The 18,437-nt window shown below is 54.1% G+C and carries 17 protein-coding genes; 13 read left to right on the top strand and 4 right to left on the bottom strand.

Going from position 1 to position 18,437, the window contains the following annotated elements; genetic code table 11:
* The 5 genes from CF651_RS29585 to CF651_RS29565 form a co-directional block, all read left to right on the top strand.
* The coding region (locus CF651_RS29585; RefSeq protein ID WP_342746631.1) for a hypothetical protein at nt 1-569 on the top strand (569 nt) is incomplete at its 5' end.
* Nucleotides 570-581: 12 nt separating this feature from the next.
* Complete coding sequence (locus tag CF651_RS29580) at nt 582-2,342, top strand: ABC transporter ATP-binding protein (protein WP_094018455.1); 1,761 nt, start codon at nt 582-584, stop codon at nt 2,340-2,342.
* 13 nt (nt 2,343-2,355) lie between these two features.
* Complete coding sequence (locus tag CF651_RS29575; protein WP_094018468.1) at nt 2,356-4,206, top strand: ABC transporter ATP-binding protein; 1,851 nt, start codon at nt 2,356-2,358, stop codon at nt 4,204-4,206.
* A gap of 208 nt (nt 4,207-4,414) precedes the next feature.
* Nucleotides 4,415-4,840, top strand: a complete 426-nt coding sequence (locus CF651_RS29570; protein WP_245856207.1) for a MarR family winged helix-turn-helix transcriptional regulator — start codon at nt 4,415-4,417, stop codon at nt 4,838-4,840.
* A gap of 73 nt (nt 4,841-4,913) precedes the next feature.
* Entirely contained in the window at nt 4,914-6,182 is a 1,269-nt protein-coding gene (locus CF651_RS29565) for an MFS transporter (RefSeq protein WP_094018453.1), read from the top strand.
* Nucleotides 6,183-6,186: 4 nt separating this feature from the next.
* Here CF651_RS29565 and CF651_RS29560 read toward each other — a convergent pair whose 3' ends face one another.
* Complete coding sequence (locus tag CF651_RS29560) at nt 6,187-6,564, bottom strand: hypothetical protein (protein WP_094018452.1); 378 nt, start codon at nt 6,562-6,564, stop codon at nt 6,187-6,189.
* Between the two features lie 48 nt (nt 6,565-6,612).
* Between CF651_RS29560 and CF651_RS29555 the strand changes: the two genes are divergently transcribed.
* Nucleotides 6,613-8,211, top strand: a complete 1,599-nt coding sequence (locus tag CF651_RS29555) for a metallophosphoesterase (protein ID WP_094018451.1) — start codon at nt 6,613-6,615, stop codon at nt 8,209-8,211.
* Nucleotides 8,212-8,383: 172 nt separating this feature from the next.
* A complete protein-coding gene (locus CF651_RS29550) occupies nt 8,384-8,839 on the top strand; it encodes a hypothetical protein (RefSeq protein WP_094018450.1) in 456 nt (151 codons plus the stop codon).
* Nucleotides 8,840-8,846: 7 nt separating this feature from the next.
* Here the strand turns inward: CF651_RS29550 and CF651_RS29545 are convergent, their stop codons facing one another.
* A complete protein-coding gene (locus CF651_RS29545) occupies nt 8,847-9,887 on the bottom strand; it encodes a phosphatidylinositol-specific phospholipase C/glycerophosphodiester phosphodiesterase family protein (protein ID WP_094018449.1) in 1,041 nt (346 codons plus the stop codon).
* Between the two features lie 374 nt (nt 9,888-10,261).
* Here CF651_RS29545 and CF651_RS29540 point away from each other — a divergent pair, with 374 nt between their 5' ends.
* The 5 genes from CF651_RS29540 to CF651_RS29520 all read left to right on the top strand — a co-directional run bounded on the left by CF651_RS29540 (nt 10,262) and on the right by CF651_RS29520 (nt 14,778).
* Nucleotides 10,262-11,329: a metallophosphoesterase family protein gene (locus tag CF651_RS29540; RefSeq protein ID WP_245856206.1), complete on the top strand. Its 1,068-nt coding sequence runs from the start codon at nt 10,262-10,264 to the stop codon at nt 11,327-11,329.
* Nucleotides 11,326-11,892: a hypothetical protein gene (locus CF651_RS29535; RefSeq protein WP_094018448.1), complete on the top strand. Its 567-nt coding sequence runs from the start codon at nt 11,326-11,328 to the stop codon at nt 11,890-11,892. Before CF651_RS29540 ends, CF651_RS29535 begins: the two co-directional genes overlap by 4 nt.
* Nucleotides 11,893-11,982: 90 nt before the next feature.
* Entirely contained in the window at nt 11,983-12,567 is a 585-nt protein-coding gene (locus tag CF651_RS32555; protein ID WP_179233056.1) for a hypothetical protein, read from the top strand.
* 136 nt (nt 12,568-12,703) lie between these two features.
* Nucleotides 12,704-14,173, top strand: a complete 1,470-nt coding sequence (locus CF651_RS29525) for a hypothetical protein (RefSeq protein WP_094018447.1) — start codon at nt 12,704-12,706, stop codon at nt 14,171-14,173.
* Between the two features lie 149 nt (nt 14,174-14,322).
* Nucleotides 14,323-14,778 (top strand): hypothetical protein, encoded by a 456-nt coding sequence (locus CF651_RS29520; protein WP_094018446.1) that lies wholly within the window; start codon nt 14,323-14,325, stop codon nt 14,776-14,778.
* A gap of 20 nt (nt 14,779-14,798) precedes the next feature.
* Here CF651_RS29520 and CF651_RS29515 read toward each other — a convergent pair whose 3' ends face one another.
* Both CF651_RS29515 and CF651_RS29510 read right to left on the bottom strand, forming a co-directional pair.
* Complete coding sequence (locus tag CF651_RS29515) at nt 14,799-16,784, bottom strand: ATP-binding cassette domain-containing protein (protein ID WP_094018445.1); 1,986 nt, start codon at nt 16,782-16,784, stop codon at nt 14,799-14,801.
* On the bottom strand, nt 16,781-17,662 hold the full coding sequence (locus CF651_RS29510; RefSeq protein WP_094018444.1) for an energy-coupling factor ABC transporter ATP-binding protein: 882 nt from the start codon (nt 17,660-17,662) through the stop codon (nt 16,781-16,783). The genes CF651_RS29515 and CF651_RS29510 overlap by 4 nt, the downstream gene beginning before the upstream one ends.
* Before the next feature lie 98 nt (nt 17,663-17,760).
* Here CF651_RS29510 and CF651_RS29505 point away from each other — a divergent pair, with 98 nt between their 5' ends.
* Nucleotides 17,761-18,360 carry a biotin transporter BioY gene (locus CF651_RS29505; RefSeq protein ID WP_094018443.1) on the top strand — a complete coding sequence of 200 codons (600 nt, stop codon included), beginning with the start codon at nt 17,761-17,763 and terminating at the stop codon, nt 18,358-18,360.
* Nucleotides 18,361-18,437: the final 77 nt, after the last annotated feature.

Here is an 18,437-nt window from a genome sequence, read left to right as displayed (position 1 = left end):
GGAAGCAGGAAGCAGGAAGCAAGGAACGGAATCGTGGAGCAGGAAAGGACGGATTTCTCATGCCAAAGGTGTATATGATTTCAGACCATCATTTCGGTCACAAGCATATTATTGATTTCGAATCCAGGCCATTCACCGATGCGGAGGAAATGACGGAAACGATGATCGAAAGATGGAATGCCGTCGTAGGCAAGGAGGACCGGGTGATTCATCTAGGGGATTTCTCCTTCTTGAATATGGAGAAGACGCGCAGCATCGTGTCCCGGTTAAACGGCAGCAAAATGCTTATCATGGGCAACCATGACCGCGGCAGATCAAGGGCCTGGTGGCTGGAGGCCGGATTTCAGGAAGTAAGCGAGCATGGCATTATTTATAACGGCTTCTTCCTGCTATCGCATGAACCGATGTATATGAACAAGCATATGCCTTACGTGAACATTCACGGGCACATACACGGTCAAAAGTATGAAGGGAAGCAGTACATCAATGTCTGCGTGGAGCATTGGGATTATACACCGATTTCATTTGATACGATCAAAGCGATGGTCGTGCCGAATGAAGAGCAGTAGGGGGAATGCAGGATGGGCTTCATGGGGAAATACATCCGAAAGTACTGGAAGCTTTTTTGCGTGTCCATCTTATTCGTGACGGTGGAGGCTGGAGCGGATTTGCTCCAGCCCACCATTATGGCCAAAATTATTGACGTAGGTGTCGCGAATAGGGAGATGAGCTACGTGCTGCAAATGGGAGGCTTGATGCTGCTGGTTACGGCGGTCGGAGCCGTAGCGGCTTCTTCAAGAAACATCGTATCCAGCCGCGTATCCCAAAGCTTCGGCGCAGAGCTGAGATCCGATTTGTTCCGCAAAATACAAACGCTTTCATTTGAAAATATAGACCGTTTCGACAGAGCCTCCCTGGTTACCCGATTGACGAACGATATTACCCAGGTGCAGACGTTTGTGAACGGACTCATGCGTATTTTCGCCAAGGCGCCTCTGTTATGTATCGGCAGTCTCATTATGGCTGCAAGGCTGAATCCGCATCTAGCCATCGTGCTGCTGGTCGTTGTTCCTGTGGTAGGCGTACTGATTGCATTAAATATGAAAGTAGGCTTTCCGTTTTTTACGAAGGTGCAGCGTGCTCTCGATGGGGTCAACCGGATCATGAGGGAATATTTATCTGGCGTAAGGGTAGTTAAGGCGTTTAACCGGTTTGAGTACGAGGTCGATAAATTTAACGCTGCCAATTCGGAATATCAGAAACGATCGACGATTGCCATGAGGGCAATGGCGGTATTCAGTCCGGGGATTACCTTGACAGTGAACATAGGTATCGTAGCGATTATTTGGCTGGGAGGCCAGAGGGTGAACAGCGGTCAAATGCAAGTGGGCCACATCATTGCCTTCGTCAACTACATGACGCAAATTTTGTTCTCGCTGATGACCATTTCCATGGTATTCAATATGCTTGTCAGGGCGAAGGCATCGACAGGGCGGATCGGTGAAGTGTTCAATGAGCGGAACGCGATGACTTGGAGCGATCAACCAGATGAGAACACGGCATCCGCACAATCGGAGTGCGGGGAGCAGCGCGGCAGCATCGATTTTGACAACGTATCCTTTTCCTATGAAGCGGCAGGGGGGGACCCGGTGCTGCGCAATGTGACCTTCAGCTGCTTGCCAGGCCAAACGGTAGGCATTATCGGCTCGACGGGCTCTGGAAAAAGCAGTCTGGTCAACCTTATTCCCCGATTTTACGATGCGAGCTCTGGCACGATAAGGGTAAACGGGAAGGATATCAGCGGTATGAATCCCCGGATACTGCGGGAGAAAATCGCTGTGGTACCGCAGAAAACCGTACTTTTTACCGGAACCGTACTCGAGAACATCTGTTTCGGGAACGAGCAAGCGACGAGAGAAGAGATCGAGCATGCCGCCAAAATGGCGGAGGCCCATGATTTCATTACATCGTTCCCGGAAGGCTACGATACCTTGCTGGGCCAGAAGGGAGTCAACTTCTCCGGCGGACAGAAGCAGCGCGTGTCCATTGCAAGAGCATTAGTGAGGAAGCCGGAAATCCTCATTCTGGATGACTGTACCAGCGCTGTCGATGTGGCGACGGAAGCGAACATTAAGGAAGCGCTGAGGACGTATGCGCAGCATCTGACCTGCCTGATTATCGCTCAACGAATTACTTCCGTTATGGATGCCGATCAAATTGTCGTGATGGATCAAGGCAGGATCGTGGGCTTGGGCAAGCACGAGGAGCTGATGGGAAGCTGCAAGGTGTATCAGGAAATTTTCCAATCCCAGGTCGGGAAGGAGATGCATCCTCATGTCTGAACCTAAAAATGCAATGGGTGCAGCGAATCAGCCGCCAGATATTCCGATGCTCGCAGGCCGTCCAGGAGGGGGCTTCGGCGGACGCGGCAGGCCGGTGGTGAAGCCAAAAAACTTTAAAGGAACCCTTCAAAGGCTGTGGCAGTACCTCGGTAAGGAACGCAAATGGCTGAGTATTGTGTTTATTTTTATTCTCATGGACGCGGCGGTGACCCTATCAGGTCCATATTTGATCGGGATTTCCATTGACTCTATGACCCGGGCTAACGGACTTGTCGATTTCAAGCTGCTGGAGGTTGTTATTATTGCTCTGGCTGCCGCTTACCTGATAGACGGCTTGCTTACCTTTCTGCAGGGCTGGTTGATGGCCGGGGTATCGCAGAGGATCGTCATGAATCTGAGAAGAGCGCTGTTTGAGAAGCTGCAAAGGCTTCCTCTTGCTTATTTCGATACGAGGCGGCATGGCGAAGTGATGAGCCGGCTGTCCAACGATATCGACAATGTTAGCAATACGCTGTCTCAATCGATCACACAGCTGATGTCAGGGTCTATCGCGATTATAGGCTCCTTGATGATGATGCTTATTCTAAGCCCGTTGTTAACGCTAGCCAGCTTGGTTACGGTGCCGCTCGTCTTTTTATTGGCAAGGACGATTACAAAACGCACAAGCGTCCTCTTCAAGGATCAGCAGGTGCAGCTTGGCAAGCTGAATGGACATATCGAAGAGACGATCTCGGGTCTTCTGGTAGTCAAGGCGTTTAATCATGAGGAAAAGGCGATCGACGAGTTTGAATCGGTCAATGCGAAGCTGTGCGAGGTGGGGCTGAAGGCGCAGATTTGGTCAGGCTTTTTGATGCCGCTGCTCAGCGTCATTACGAATATCGGCTTTGCCGCAGTAGCCATCGTCGGCGGGATTCTGGCTGTGAAGAGCATGATAACCGTCGGAATCATTGCCAGCTTTCTCAGCTATTCCCGGCAATTTGTCCGGCCGCTGAACGAAATAGCGAACATTTTTAATGTGCTTCAATCAGGGGTAGCCGGTGCGGAGCGGGTGTTCGAGGTATTGGATGAGGAAGAAGAGCCGGAGGATGCGCCGGGAGCGGTCGTGCTGAACAACCCGCGAGGACATGTCGTGTTCGAGAATGTCAGCTTCGGCTACAGACCGGATGTCCCGATCTTGAAGCAAGTCAGCTTCTCTTCGCAGGAAGGAAGCAGCAATGCCCTCGTCGGTCCGACAGGTGCCGGTAAAACGACAATCGTCAATTTACTCACACGTTTCTATGACGTGACAGGCGGCCGCATTCTGATCGACGGGAAGGATATCAAGGAATACACCCGGGACAGCCTGAGACAAACGTTCGGCATCGTGCTGCAGGATACGTATTTGTTCTCGGGAACGATCAAGGAAAACATTAAATATGGCCGCTCCGATGCAACCGACGAAGAAGTACGAGTGGCCGCTTCCATGGCGAATGCGGATCAGTTCATTCAAAGGCTGCCGAAGCAGTATGATACCGTGCTGACGGAGAACGGAGGAAATCTCAGCCAAGGGCAACGGCAGCTGTTAGCGATTGCGCGCGTTATTTTGGCGAAGCCGTCTATTCTCATTCTTGATGAGGCAACCAGCAGTATCGACACCCGGACAGAGCTGCATATTCAGGATGCGCTGCTGCAAATTATGCAGGGGCGGACCAGTTTTATTATTGCTCACAGGCTCAATACGATTCGCGATGCAGACACGATTATGGTCATCGATCGCGGGGAAATTGCCGAGCAAGGCAGTCACGATAAGTTGATTCATGCGCAGGGGCAGTATTACCGGATGTTTTTCAATCAGTTCAAAAACATTGAAGGCCTGGCGGAATAAAGGGTGAAAAGAGGGCACGATACGCTCACGGGGAGGTATCGTGCTTTTTCTCTTGAACCCCAGCACGGAGACCGGTTGTTTATTTTCGACAGCTGGACGATCGGCGAGGCGGGATGCCAAGGGCTGGAAAATAACCTGTTGACAAATGCTTCGGTCCCAATTATATTTGTTGTACATACAAAATACAAACGAAAGGAGAGGTGTACAGATGGATGAGAGCTTCCTTCATAACTGTTTATTTTTTACGACGAACCGGCTAAGTCGAGCAATTACGAAGATGGCAGAGGAACAATTTGCACCGACGGGATTGACACCAATGTACGGTTATTTGATTCGATTGGTGATCGGAAATCCGGGTATTGCGCAAAAAGAACTCGCCGAGAAGCTGTATATTACAGCCTCGACATTGACTCGTTTCATTGACAAGCTCGAAGGCAAGCAGCTGGTGGAGCGCAAGGTGCAGGGCAAGACGGTGCTCGTATACCCGACGGAAAAAGGGAAGCAGCTGGAAGGGGCCATTCGCGGCGCCTCGGCCAATTTTAAAAAGCAATACGAAGCCTTGATCGGTTCCGAGGAGGCGGCCCAGCTATCTGCATTGCAGGAGCGGATTAGTGAGAAGCTGGAAAAACAATAAGCAACCCTTTGTTTATTGTTTAATATATTGTATGTACAAACAAAACATGGATAGAAGTGGAGTGAATAAGCAGATGAATCCCCAGATCAAATCAAAAGTGTATTACGGTTGGGTGGTTGTCCTCGTCACATTCGTCACCTTGCTTGTCTCGGCAGGGATCCGGTCGATGCCCAGCATTCTTATGCTTCCCTTTGAGAATGAATTCGGCTGGAGCCGCGGGGGCATATCGAGCGTAATTTCCATCGGCATTTTTTTATACGGGCTGGTGGGACCCTTCTCTGCTGCTTTACTGCAGCGGTTCGGTATCCGCAGAGTGCTGCTTGTTGCCATCAGCGGGCTGGCGATCAGCCTATCCATCACACCGCTCATGACCTCTCTATGGCAGTTTGAGATTTTGTGGGGTCTGGTGGCGGGTCTCGGAACCGGTATGATGGCGAACGTGCTTGGAGTTACAGTGGCCAATCAATGGTTTGTCAAGCGCAAGGGTCTGGTGGTCGGGCTGCTCACGGCCAGTGCGGCAACAGGACAGCTGCTGTTCCTGCCCATGCTGGCCAAGATTACGGTTGCCGTCGGCTGGAAGTATGCGGTTTATTCAACCGTCGCTGCTCTCGTACTTCTCTTGATTATCGTAGCGGTTTGGATGCGCAACCACCCGTACGATGTCGGCGCCGCGCCTTATGGTACACAAGAGGTTGTCAAGCCGGAGCCGTTTCGCGGCAACTTATTTCTCGCACCTCTGCTCGCGCTTCGTTCCGCCCTCGGCAGTAAAACCTTCTGGCTGCTGGCAGGCACATTCTTTTTTTGCGGCTTCTCAACGAACGGCTTGATCGGTACTCATTTGATTCCTGCCTGTGGCGACTATGGCATTCCCGAGGTCATGGCCGCAGGGCTGCTTGCTCTGATGGGACTGTTCGATCTGGTCGGTACGACGGCCTCAGGCTGGCTATCCGACAGGTTCGACAGCCGCTGGCTGCTGTTCTGGTACTATGGCCTTCGCGGATTATCGCTGCTGTTCCTGCCTTACGCTCTGGATACCAGCCCTGCGGCTCTGTTCATTTTCTCTGTGTTTTACGGGTTGGATTGGATTGCAACCGTTCCGCCGACCGTTAAACTGGCAACAAAGGAGTTCGGTAAAGAGAAAGCAGGCATGATTTTCGGTTGGGTGGTGGTCGCTCACCAAATCGGGGCTTCGACGGCTGCCTATGGAGCGGGTGTGATGCGCGAGTGGCTCGGAAGCTATACCGTTCCTTTTGTCACCGCCGGCTTCGTCTGCTTGTTCGCCGCCTTGATGGCGATTCGTATTGCCAAAGGCAGCGCAGCTGCTCCGCAGGTGCAAGCGTAACGTTCTAATTATCGGGCAAAATATGCCGGGCAATCGATTCCATCCTCTCATTGTAAGCAATCACCTTCAGAGGCTTGCTGCTCCCGCTTGGGTTCACTTCCGGGCGGGAGGGCCATGGAACAGGAGCTCCTGCGGTCCCGCGCGACGATCCGGCACAACCAATGCGGCGAAAGGTACCGTGGTGAGGGGATGGCGAGTCATCCTTGGAGCTGCGTGGTAATAAGGTGAATAACCAATACCAGGCAGGGTCGGCCAAAGGGGGCTGCACGGGATGAACAATAGACTGCGCTTGAATCTTATGAAAATGTGCTTTTGTTATTTTATCGCGCTCCTGCTTATGATAGGTATGGCTTACGGAGTTCACCGGTATGTAAAGCGTCAATATAATTCCCCGCCAAGCGCCGGTGCTTCTAGGAGTTGTATCGTCTCCTTGGATGAAACGCCTGCCGCGCCGCAGGACCCGCTGCCTGCAGACCGGGCAAGGGTGGCCGGGCATACGGCGCAGCTTGGTGTGAAGGTGGAGGATGCGGCGGATGACCCGCTCAGCGTATCCTTTTACAAGGCGAGGCGCTATGATCTGGCGGAATCGGGCCATGTTCAGGCGTATGCCCACGCGACAGACCGGGAGCCGCCGCTGGAGAAGAAGCCGGACGGCGAGGCGGCATGGACGCCGCAGGAAAGAGAAGCGGTCGCCGTGCGGGACGGGCGCTATGTGATTCAGGATGAGAAGGATCGGTTTCCTTATCATCGGTTTTCTTTTGAGGTGGAAGATGCGCTGCCCGGGGATGCCGAGGTGGTCTGGACAGGGCACTCGTTGCCGGACCGGCTGGTGACATTGTACGTGTGGAATCATACACAGCAGAAGTGGGAGGACCTGGATGCGAACAAAGGAACGAAGGACTTCACACTGCATGGGAGGCTTAAGGACGAGCACGTAGGGGACGGACGTGTCGAGGTGCTTGTACAGGACCGGGTACCATCGCCGGGAGATTATGATTTTGCCTTCCTGTGGATGACGGATACCCAGTATTACAGCGAGTCTTTTCCAGGCATTTATGATCTCATGACCCGCTGGACGGTGGACCATTGGAGAGAGAAGAAATTTCATTATATGATCCATACGGGCGATATCGTCAACAACTGGAACAGCAAGCCGGAATGGGAGAATGCGTCCCACAGTATGAAAATTCTGGATGAAGCGCATATTCCTTACGGTGTCGTAGCGGGAAATCACGATGTGGCTTATGATGCCGGAAACTATAGAGAGTTCTGGAAATATTTTGGGAAAGAACGTTATATAGGCCAACCCACCTTCGGCGGCGATTTGAACAACTATCGGGACCATTACGACCTCGTTTCCGTTCAGGGCAATGATTTCATTATCCTATATTTGGGCTGGCTCATCGATCAGAGATCGTTTGATTGGGCGAACCGTGTGCTGAAGAAATATGCGGACCGGAATGCGATGATTGCGACTCACGAATATATGAAGCCGAACAAAGCCTATTACGGTCAAGGAAAAGAAATATGGGAGAAGCTTGTCGTCCCTAATCCGAATGTGTTTATGGTGCTGGGAGGGCATAATCCAGGGGTGGCCCATAATGTCAGGACACTCGGTGACCGGACTGTATTGGAAATGCTGAGCAATTACCAGAATGGGCCCGAGGGAGGGCAGGGCTTTATGCGGCTGCTGCAGTTTGATTTACAGCGTAAACGGCTGCTGGTCAACACATATTCCCCTTACTTGAACCAATGGAACTTTTTCAAACCGGAGGAGGACGAGCTGGTGATGCCACTGAAGCTGAAGCCCATTGAGAAGCAGGTTGCAACCGATTATGTTGGGATCTATGCGAGAACTCTTGAGCAGATCGGCAGGACGGAGAAGACCGCGAGCTGCAGCAGGGCTAGCGTGACTTATACGGGGCTTGAGCCGGGGCGAACCTATGCCTGGTATGCTGTGGCGCGTGATGCATTCGGGGGGCTAAGCAGGTCGGAGGTTTGGTCGTTCCAGACGGAAAAGAGGCAATGAGCCCGGGAAAGCACAGTATATAGTAAGATCATGTAAAGCGTTCAAGGGACATCGTTCTCTGAACGTTTTTTTCTGCACAATTGCAACTACATGTCCACTCGAATCGTTTATTAAGCAGGCAAATGCTAGCATCTATATATTTGAGCCAGGAAGACGGGGGGCTGATGGACACATGAGTATAATAAAAGGATTGGGATTGCTTATGACCTTATGCATGGGGATCGTTATGCTGGTGTTTATGGTGGAGCCTTCACGTGTGATTGGCTGGGGAGTGAATCCTGTCAATAAACAAACGACAATCCGTTATTTGAACGCGTTGTTATCCAACGACCTTCAGGCTGCCTCCGCTGAGCTGGGTCGGGAACCGGACCGCCAAAAGGAGTGGGCACGCCAAATGGAAGGCCTAAAGGCCCAAGGCTTTTATGTGACAGGCTTTGACCAGCTAAAGGTGCCGTTTGACCGGGAGCATATGGACGGGCGGGTAAACCTTACTTTTTCGGTCAATGGAAAGGAAGAGACCTATTACACGATTCTCACGTATGCGTTAAACGGCATAAACCAAGCCTGCATTTTTTCCCCGGATACGGAATTTACGCAGGCTTGGAATCGGCTGAATTGCCATAACTAGATTTCGATTAGATGGAGAATATTTCGGCAATGAACGATTTTAACGCTTCCCATGCGCTCTGCTTTGTAAGAGATGCGCTCTGAGAAGGCATGGTATCCTTGGCCGTCGAAGCTATGGTCGGATGGAGGGCCGCAGCCGTTGCGGCTCCGTCTGCTGTGGAGGCTGCTGCTGCTGCCGGTCCGGCCCAGGCGCTGGTATCGATCCCCAAATCACGGTAGGACAAGAAGTCGGTATATACCCCATGAACCCCCATATTCAAAAATTTCGTCACCTCCTCCACCGAGTTCAACGAATGGACATAAGCTACCGCATCCGCTTTAGCCAGCTTGTTCATAAACGCTTTGGAAGCACGCTCACTTGGCATCGCTACAACGTGAATCCGATTGTCTTTCACATACTGAACGACTTCATCGGGCTCCATGGAAGACATGTAGATGGAAAAGATGACATGCTTAAAAGCAACGATGCTCTTGACCTTCTCCATCATCTCCGGCGAATAAATTTCCGGAATCAGACGGTCCAGAATGGCCGGATCCAGGCGGTTGGCCGTGTCCCGAATGAGCGTAAACTGCTTTTCGACAAGGGCGAGATCCGTTTCCTTCGTATCGGTGATAAAATAAACATCCGGGTATTTCTGCAGGATGCGTGCTATATTGGTAAAGGAGAGCGGCGTATATTCTTTCAAAATTTTGTAGCTTTGGAATTCTTTCAGCGTCAGCGGTTTATCGAGCCGGTCTGCCGGAATATCCTGTTCGAATTTGGCCGCCAAATAGCCTTCCCAATCATGCCTGGCTGCAAGCAGCCCGTCTTCGGTCAAGGACAAATCGACTTCAAATACCCGCTGCCCTTTATCGTAATTGCTCTGAAAGGCTTCCAGGCTGTTCGTATAAACAACACCGTCTATGCCGCCCAGCGCATGGGCAATCAAAGGATATTGGGTCCACTCTTCTGTGGAGGCCGCATTCGCGAAAGCGGAGATGGAGCCTGAAGGCATCCATAAAGCGAGGGACAAGACCATGCTTATCGTTAACTTCAGTATGCGATTCATATCGTTTCCACCTTTCATCCACGTTTTTACTGTAGGAAGATCCAGCTCGAAAATTACTTACCCGTCAAATATGACAAATCCGTTACAAACCATCTGTTGACAGGAAAAAAGACGCCTGCAGCTGTGAGGCCACTGAAAAAGTTACGGCTGCATGGACGGATCCTTCTTCCGATCGCTGTTGTCCCCGGATTTTATCCATTTCAACCCGCTTCTAGCGGCCAAAATCCGGGGACAAAGGCGAACGCTTACGCTTCTACAGAACGATTCTGTCCACTCCGCCCGTTTTTCAGTGGCTTCGCAGCCGTTGGAGCGTATTTGGGTAATGGGATAATAAACACATAACGAGGAACATGTATCGAAGGGGGAGGAATTCATTGACGTCAAGACACGGGAGCAAATGGATCGGTGCCACAGTCAAAGCCGGTCTTTTGATGGTCCTCTTGCTGCTAGGAGGATGTACTAGTAACGGAGGGGGGGCGGATGGCCCTGCCCCAAATCCATCCCAATCAGCAGAGCAAGGCGGGAGCAAAGCAGCTTCGGAACCGCCGGGACGTACGGCAGAAGGAGCAGCCGCCGGACGCGACAAGCCATTTCGTTTTGTGGTTATGGGGGACAGCCGTGGCAGTGCCAAAGGAGCGAATGAGGCTATTTTGCGCAATCTCATGGAGCACGCAAAGGGGCTGAACCCGGTGCCAAGCCTTCTCTTCTTCACGGGAGATCAGGTGACAGGCGGTGCCAATGTAGGTGCCCAGCTGGAGGCATGGAAGGCCGTGGTTGACGATTATTTTCCTATGACATCGGTCTATCCGGCGCTTGGCAACCATGAGCATGACGAGAAGGTGTTCTCTGAGGTGTTCTCCCATCTTCCCAAGGAGCAGCTGCCAGGCTATGGCAAAACCGTGTATTCCTTCGACTATGGCAATGCCAGGTTTATCACGCTGAATTCCGACAGGCAAAATAAAAATAATCAGTATGCGATGGATCAAAATCAGAGAAACTGGTTAGAGCAGCAGCTGAAATCGAGCGGGGACAAGCAGGTGTTCGTCCAGTTTCATATGCCGGCTTACCCGATTGGGGCCCATCTGGGAAGCTCTCTGGATGGGGACCCGGTATCACGTGATGCTTTGTGGTCATTACTGGACCGGTACCGGGTAACGGCCGTATTCGTAGGGCATGAGCACAATTACAATCGCCGCAAGGTAGACGGCAGCTTTGACGGAAACGGTCATCATTTCGAGCACCCAATCTACCAGCTGACGATCGGCGGCGCCGGAGCGCCCTTATATTCCGGGAGTCAGGAGAGCAAGCAGGTGGTTGTCGGACCGAAAGCAAGCTACCACTATATGGTTGTGGATGTAGAAGCGGACCGAACCGTTTTCAAGGCATATGATTTGCAGCAAAATGAAATCGATTCATTCACGGTAGAACGGGGTGGGTTATGAAAAAGGACAGCCCTTATCGGGATTTGGCTGTGACCCAAGGACTGATCGCGATCGTCTGTTTTCTATTGATTCCGCTGGCTAATGCCTTCGGTCCTGACAACGGCCATCGGCTGGCAGGGGTGCTGCATGGACTCGGGGCATCGCTGACAATGCTCGTCGCCACCTATATGTGGCATGCCTACTACAGCTATGCAAAGGGGCTGACACAGAGCGTCAAGCGATTGGAATGGAGACTTCTCGTGACGAATGTGCTGGTGCTCGCCACAATAGCAGCTGGAAATTGGCTGTATATCGGTTACCAAGCGCCTGACGGGGCGTCGGAATGGTTCAAGCTGCACGCGCCATTTGCCCATTGGGTTGTGATGGAGTACAAAGAATTTACGGCGCTGCTGGCGATTCCGTTCGGCATAGGGGCAAGCGTCCTGCTTCGCCGTTTTGCCGGCCAAGCCGGTCTTCGCACGGAGCTGCGGCAGGTTATCGGCATCCTGCTGACGCTGCAGTGGCTTTGCCTGTTCGTAGGCTTTGCTTTCGGGCTGATGCTGGCCAAATGGAGGCTGGCCTGAACGCCCAAGTTCCGGGCGGGCCGATAACGGTGATAAGCCATGGAGCAGGGCAAACGATGCCGGGGAAGCGCATAGGGAAGGAGGGAGACGATGAGGCCAAGGAACAAGAAGACGTATCGCAGGAGGCGCGAGCGGCCGATTGTTAATGAAGGGACGATAGAGACGACCGAGGCTCTTTCACTCTCGTCCCTGGAGGGGGATTCACCCTTAGGTCCGCGTAAATGTCGCGACCGCAAAGCAGGACGTCCCCGTTGGCGCCTTCGGCGGATAGCGGCTCGTCCGGCTGATTCAAAACAGACACACAGGAACCCGGCCAAGGATTCCCAGGAACGAAAATCGGGTGAAATCGCTGCAGTCCTGGTATCGATTGTATTCGGTATGGCCGTTCTGACAACGGTGCATCTGTGGAGCACGGCAGCTCCGGACGCTGTGAATCCGAGGCTGCTGAAATGGGCCTCCTGGCTGCCCGGAGGACTCCGTATTGGTCCTTATGCAGGCAAGGAAATGGCAGCCGCCCTTGCTTGGCTGGCCAGTTGGGCGCTGCTGCACGGATGGCTTAGCAACAAGGAAGTTCAGCTGAAACGCTGGCTCTACGGTTTCTTGGCCGCCGTTTTCCTGCTATTGCTGCTGCTTTGGCCCCCTGTATACCATTTTATGCTCGGTTGGCCGGCCTAGCGTGTGCGAAAACTATGAAAAGGGCTCTCATCTTGCTGGCCGCTATTTTCATAGATTTGCTTCACGGACGGCAGCTGTTTTCTCAATCGGAAGACCCTAAACAGGCAGGCTATGAACTTATGATGGGAGGACGGTTATGGACAAGCGGACTAAGCGGCTGAGTCACGGGCAAACATACGGATTGGCTTATATGACCGGAGGCTTGCTTCTGCTCCTGGCGATGACCTTGCTGTGGTCCAGGCCTCCTGTAACGGGCATCGCCGAGAAGCAGCCTCAGCCGGAGACGGATGAATGGAAGATCGGGTACATTGTTGGAGAAGGGGCTCCGAACGGTCAGCTTCCGAATGGCCAACAGCTGGGCGAGCTGCTGGCTCAAAGATCGGATTTGCTGCTGGTGGCCGGTTCGGCCAGCTTGGCAGGCAGCGCAGGGGAACCTGCGCCGAGGTCTTTTTTTCCCGTGTGGGGTCCCGTTACGGTCACGGGAGAGGACTCCGCCACCGCAGAGGCCAATGCGGCGGCGAGGTTTCCCCATATCCCGGAGGAGCAGCTTCCGGGATATGGGAGGACGGCCTACTTCGTCGATTACGGCGAAGCACGGTTCTGGTTTCTGGATGCGGCGCGACTCGCACAGGAGCCATCGGTGCAGCTTGATTGGCTGAAGCGCAGCGCCGCGAAGGCGCCCCGGCTGCATCGGATCGCGCTGCTGCACGAGGAGCCGCCGCAGCCCGAGGTGTGGGCCGGGCTCGCGGCGAGCGGCGTCGATCTGGTGCTGATCGACGCACGGCTCTACGCGCCCGAAGCCGCGGTAACCGGCCGGCCGGGGGCCGGTTACCGCCTATCCGCCCACAGCGGCTGGGCGGAATGGACCGTGAGCAGCGGCGGCGGATCGGCTGTACCGCCGCCGCTGCTCACCGTGGAAGGCCGCGGCAGCCGGTTGACGGCCGCAGCCCCGGGCACTGCCGGTCGCGAGGCGGACCGGCTTGAGGTGGACGCAGCCGCGCTTCGCCAGGCGGCTGCGGGGGCCGAGCAGGCGCCGGTTGCGATCGGCGCCGCATGGCGGTACCGCGCGGGAGGCCCCGCGGTCCGCGCGGTCATCCCGCCGGGGATGGACCCGGCGGGCGAACGCCCGCTCCAGGAGCGGGTGCAGCTGCCGCCGGAGGACTGGCGCAGCCCGGCATACGACGACGCGGGCTGGTCCGCGGCGTCAGCGCCTTTCGGGCGGACGCGCGATACGCTGCGCGCCCGTCTGCTGCAGACGCAGCTGCCGGTGCAGAACGCGTCGCCGGCAGTTTATTTTCGCCGGTCGTTCGTTCTGGAGGACGACCCGTCGGCATGGAACGACTGGGTGCTGCAGGTAGCTTTCGAGGACGGCTTCGTCGCCTACTTGAACGGCAACGAAATTGCCCGCGATTCGATGCGGGACGGGTGGGTCGACGGCCGGTCCTTGGCCAGCCCGCATGAAAATAAAGGGTTTGAAAGCTTCTCACTGAAGGGTCATGAGGACTTGTTCGTGAGGGGGAGGAACGTATTGGCCGTTGAAGTGCATACGAGCCATCCGGCCGCGCCCGAAATGTGGTTCGACGCCAGCCTTACGGCCCGCAAGTGAGGCGGGCCGGCGCAAGCATACAACGGCTACCGCGCAGCGGGAAACGGGTCATCCGCGGCATAGGGTGGGGGCCTGCTTGGTCTATATTCCGCTCGGCTAAGAATACCACGCACCTGCTGATGGATTGAAGTGAAAGGGGAGAGGGAAGGATGCGTTCGGGAACAAGAGCCGCGCAGACGACAAGCCGCACAAAGAAGCAGCGGCTGTATTGGCTGCTTCTTTGCGCGGCTATAATGCTGCTTTTGGTGACCATTGCGGCCGCCTGTGAATCCCGTGCACCGGGCTTGCTTGGCGGTGCAGCGCCGGGTCATCCATCATTTTCAGCCTCGCCATCATCGCAGCTGATCGTTCAGCTTGGATTTCCCGGTGAACAGCTTATTGTAGACAACGGGAACGATTACGTGTGGAGGGACGTATCGATTCGCTTGAATGACAGCTATCTCTACAGCACGCCGCTTCTTCCTAGAGGGGCAAGCAGCATCCCGCTTTCCGAATTTGTGGACGCGGACGGTCATTCGTTCGTTCCATCAGCCATGACGCCGCACCGGCTCATCGTGGAAGTCCGGTCCGGGTTCCAAGGGAAGCCGGGATATTTTGTATGGTAAGGGGGAGCCGGATCTGGATTTCAGCGTTCCGCGATATACAGCATGGTAAAAAGCCCAATCCCCACGGCAATGCCGAGCCACTCACGCTTTGTCCAAGGCAATGCGGCAGCGCTTTGCCCGTTCAGCCGCTTCAGCTGATATCCTTTGGCTTCCAAAGCCAACGACAAATCCTCCGCGTGCTTCATCATGGACAGCAAAAACGGGATGAGAAATACAGGGACATCCTGCACACGGAGCCGCCCCTTTCTCCCCTGTGTTTTGCCCCTCGCCTTGACGATAAGGGCGGTGCGGTCCATTTCCTGGAACAGCATGGGAAGGAAGCGGACGAGCAGTGTGGCGGAAAAAGTGAACGCGGCAACAGGTACACGGAACCGCTCCAGAAAAGATAACGCCTGCTCCAGCCCCGCCTGCATCTTCCGGGTGCCGGTCGTCACCGCCAGCAGTACGCCCAGCAGCATCACGAGCAGAAAGCGGCTTAACAGCTGGAGGGTGGCCATCGCAGACGGGATTGAGAAATAAAACCGTTCCGGCCGCCACGAGTCCGGTGCGAAGTCGATCCCGCAGCCGGATACTACGGTAGACAGTACAAGAAAGTAAATAAAGGGCTTGGCCGGTTTCATCAAGCTTGGGTAGGCGGCCCCGGAAATTAGTATACAGCATAAGGTGATAAGTGCAGCGATACCGATTCCAAGCCAGCTATGCTGGAGCAAAATACCGGTGGACAGCAAAATATAAACGAACCATTTGGCAATCGGGTGCAGGCTGCCAACGATGTTCTCGGGCGCGCCCTCAGGATGGAGAGAGGCCCTTGCTTCGCTACGTGTGTCCCCGTTCCACCCTGCCCCTGTCTCCGTCCTCGTCTCCTTGGGCCATGCAGCCCGTTTGTCCCTCCGATCAAGCTCCGATCCGTCCCACTGATTTCCGTCATTACGCGCTTGCCTAACCTGACGCTCCCCGACAGAGGAGCCGGCATCAGCCATACCATCACGCTCACTCGGCTCCCGAGCAGGATAAGTCATATCCACCCGAGTCTGCCGGGAAGTCCCTGACGCTCGAAGCTGCAGGATGGCTTCTGCCATCGCCTGCGGAGTCACGGGAAAAGCCTCCATAGGCTGGAAGCGGCCATTGGTTAGGTGAGGATTCTTTATCCCCGTTCCGTTCCGCTCCAGCGCCTGAGCCAATGCAAGACTAGACGGCATACCGACTCCTGCTTGCAGCCAAGCATCCGGCTGCGCCAGCAGCTCTTCCCTGGTTCCATCCGCCGCAATTTCTCCGTCACGGAGAAGAATGATCCTATCCGCAACGGGCAGGAAGGTATCCAGGTCATGACTTATGACAATGGCCCCGCCCCCGGAGGCTTGTTTATGCTCCATGATCATTTGAAGCAGGGGGCCAATCCCTTGCGGATCGATTCCGGCGGTCGGCTCATCCAGCAGGAGCCATTGGGGCTCCGCAGCGATCGTAGTCGCGAGGGCCGCTTTGCGCTTCTGCCCATCGGACAAGGTGAGAAACGATTCTTCAAGAAATGTTTGGGAGAGCTGCATACGGTCCAGCGCCTTCCCGATGCGCTCCGCTTCGGCTTTCTTCGTCAGACGGTAAGGCCGGAGGGAATATCGGAATTCCTTCTCGATCGATTCGGCGAACAGCTGACGCTCCGGGTATTGAAATACGATCCCGATTGCCCGATGAACCTCTGCGTGCAGCCGTCCTTTGGGCTGCCATAAGGAATGAGGGCCGTACGTTACCGATCCGCGATACAGCGGAAGCAGCCCGGCCAGCGCATGCAGCAGCGTGCTTTTACCGGAGCCGGTAGGGCCTGCGATCAGTGTGATGGTTTTTGCTGCAAAACGGCAATTCAAATCTTTTAATAAAGGCTCTTTTCGGGTACTGCCATCCGGGGGAAGCACCCAAACATGCTCCAGACGCACCTCTTCTGTAGAGGAAGCGCTTTGCAAGGCAGCTTCTTTCCCTTCATGCCCGCTGCTCAGCGGTTGCTTCGTTATCATATGGTTACGGCCTTTCCTAGCTGTTCTATGGTGAAGGGGAGAGGGTTCAGCGAGAGGCCTCGCCGTATCAGCTCCTTCGCGACTTGAATCGTATAAGGAGGCAGAAACCCCAGACGTTCGCATGGGGAGGATCCCGCCTCTCCGGATTGTACATCGTCCCCGGAAATCGAGGAATAAAAGAACGACTCCTTGGAGCCCTCGAATGCGATCTGCCCGTCATCCAGCGCAACAATACGGTCACTTCGGTCCAGCTCGTCCAATAATTGTGTAATCCATACGATGGTCGTGCCTTCCTCATGCAGCCTATGAATGGTGGCGAGCAGCCGCTCACGTGACAGCGGGTCAAGCATCGCCGTAGCTTCATCGAAAATAAGCACCTCCGGCTGAACGGCCATACAGCTGGCGGCGTGCAGCAGCTGCTTTTGCCCACCGGATAGGAAGCGGGCGGGATAGTCAGTGAGTGGAGCCAGTCCTGTAGTATCCAACGATTGCATCGCCAGTCGATGGCGCTCCTCCGGCTCAAATCCGTAATTATTCAGTCCGAAGCAGACTTCTTCGTAGACGGTTTCGCCGAACAGCTGCGTATCGGGATTTTGAAATACCATTTGAACAAAAGGCTTCCGTGCCGGGCTGTCCTGTGCTGCATCCCGAACGCTTCGGTTATGTACAATCTCGCCGGAGGACACCGGTTGAAGCTTGGCGATGAGCTTGGCTAATGTGCTCTTGCCGCTTCCGTTCGTTCCGACGATGGCGAGCCATTCTCCTCGTGAGACCGACAGATGGATATGTCGAAGGAGGGTCTTGACTCCGTCGGCAGCCGGAATGGAGTAATGGACATTTCGGAGCAGGACGGCTTGCGTAGGATGATTGTTTTTCATGTATATTCCACTCTTTCCAAACGGAATCGGTTGTGCTACAATGCAATTGTCAACTTTGAGTTGTAAAAATAGGTTAACAAATAAAAGGAGATCTTGCAATGAAAACTAGTTTGTCTATTCGGGGTATCGTATTCAGTGCATTATTTGCAGCGCTATTCGTTGCATCCAGCTATTTAAACATTCATCTTGGCTTTACCCCCATCCCGATTTCGTTAGAAAATCTGATCGTCATGCTGGCGGGTGCGATTCTTGGGCCGCTGTACGGGTTCCTTAGCATTGCTCTCGTTGTGATATTAACGGCCATCGGGATTCCGCTGCTTCATGGAAGCGGAGGTATGGCACTGCTGCTCGGACCGACAGGCGGCTTTATTTGGGCCTATCCGTTCGCCGCATGGCTAATCGGTTTCGTCGTTCAACGGATCAAAGGACGCGGGACAGCAGCTTTTGTACTTACTTGCGTGACGTTAGAGCTGTTCGGTTCTTTGCTTCTGTATGTTTCAGGTGTCCCTTGGCTTGCGCATGCTGCCCATATTACCCTGCAGAAGGCACTGCTGGTCGGCTGTTATCCGTACTTGGTTGGGGATGCTGTGAAGGCTGTGATTGCGGCGTTGATCGTCATTCCAATAAGAAATGCATTCCCGATCACACGAATTACGGGCTCGGCACCCCGTCTTACAGAGAACTCTATCGAAAAATAATACATTTCTCCATATAAAAGTGTGTTTTCACCCTATGGGTTGTCCATACTACTCCTTATAATAGTAAGCAAACCTTA

The organism is Paenibacillus rigui, from assembly GCF_002234615.1.
Classification (GTDB): Bacteria; Bacillota; Bacilli; order Paenibacillales; family NBRC-103111; genus Paenibacillus_S; species Paenibacillus_S rigui.
The sequence above is the reverse complement of the archived record's forward strand: the minus strand, read 5'-3'. Positions and strand labels throughout refer to the sequence as shown.

What these genes read in the sequence shown, in the direction of transcription:
- CF651_RS29580 (WP_094018455.1), top strand. Translation starts at nt 582, where the DNA reads ATGGGCTTCATGGGGAAATACATCCGAAAGTACTGGAAGCTTTTTTGC.
- CF651_RS29575 (WP_094018468.1), top strand. Translation starts at nt 2,356, where the DNA reads ATGGGTGCAGCGAATCAGCCGCCAGATATTCCGATGCTCGCAGGCCGT.
- CF651_RS29570 (WP_245856207.1), top strand. Translation starts at nt 4,415, where the DNA reads ATGGATGAGAGCTTCCTTCATAACTGTTTATTTTTTACGACGAACCGG.
- CF651_RS29565 (WP_094018453.1), top strand. Translation starts at nt 4,914, where the DNA reads ATGAATCCCCAGATCAAATCAAAAGTGTATTACGGTTGGGTGGTTGTC.
- CF651_RS29550 (WP_094018450.1), top strand. Translation starts at nt 8,384, where the DNA reads ATGAGTATAATAAAAGGATTGGGATTGCTTATGACCTTATGCATGGGG.
- CF651_RS29545 (WP_094018449.1), bottom strand. Translation starts at nt 9,887, where the DNA reads ATGAATCGCATACTGAAGTTAACGATAAGCATGGTCTTGTCCCTCGCT.
- CF651_RS29535 (WP_094018448.1), top strand. Translation starts at nt 11,326, where the DNA reads ATGAAAAAGGACAGCCCTTATCGGGATTTGGCTGTGACCCAAGGACTG.
- CF651_RS32555 (WP_179233056.1), top strand. Translation starts at nt 11,983, where the DNA reads ATGAGGCCAAGGAACAAGAAGACGTATCGCAGGAGGCGCGAGCGGCCG.
- CF651_RS29525 (WP_094018447.1), top strand. Translation starts at nt 12,704, where the DNA reads ATGGACAAGCGGACTAAGCGGCTGAGTCACGGGCAAACATACGGATTG.
- CF651_RS29520 (WP_094018446.1), top strand. Translation starts at nt 14,323, where the DNA reads ATGCGTTCGGGAACAAGAGCCGCGCAGACGACAAGCCGCACAAAGAAG.
- CF651_RS29515 (WP_094018445.1), bottom strand. Translation starts at nt 16,784, where the DNA reads ATGATAACGAAGCAACCGCTGAGCAGCGGGCATGAAGGGAAAGAAGCT.
- CF651_RS29510 (WP_094018444.1), bottom strand. Translation starts at nt 17,662, where the DNA reads ATGAAAAACAATCATCCTACGCAAGCCGTCCTGCTCCGAAATGTCCAT.
- CF651_RS29505 (WP_094018443.1), top strand. Translation starts at nt 17,761, where the DNA reads ATGAAAACTAGTTTGTCTATTCGGGGTATCGTATTCAGTGCATTATTT.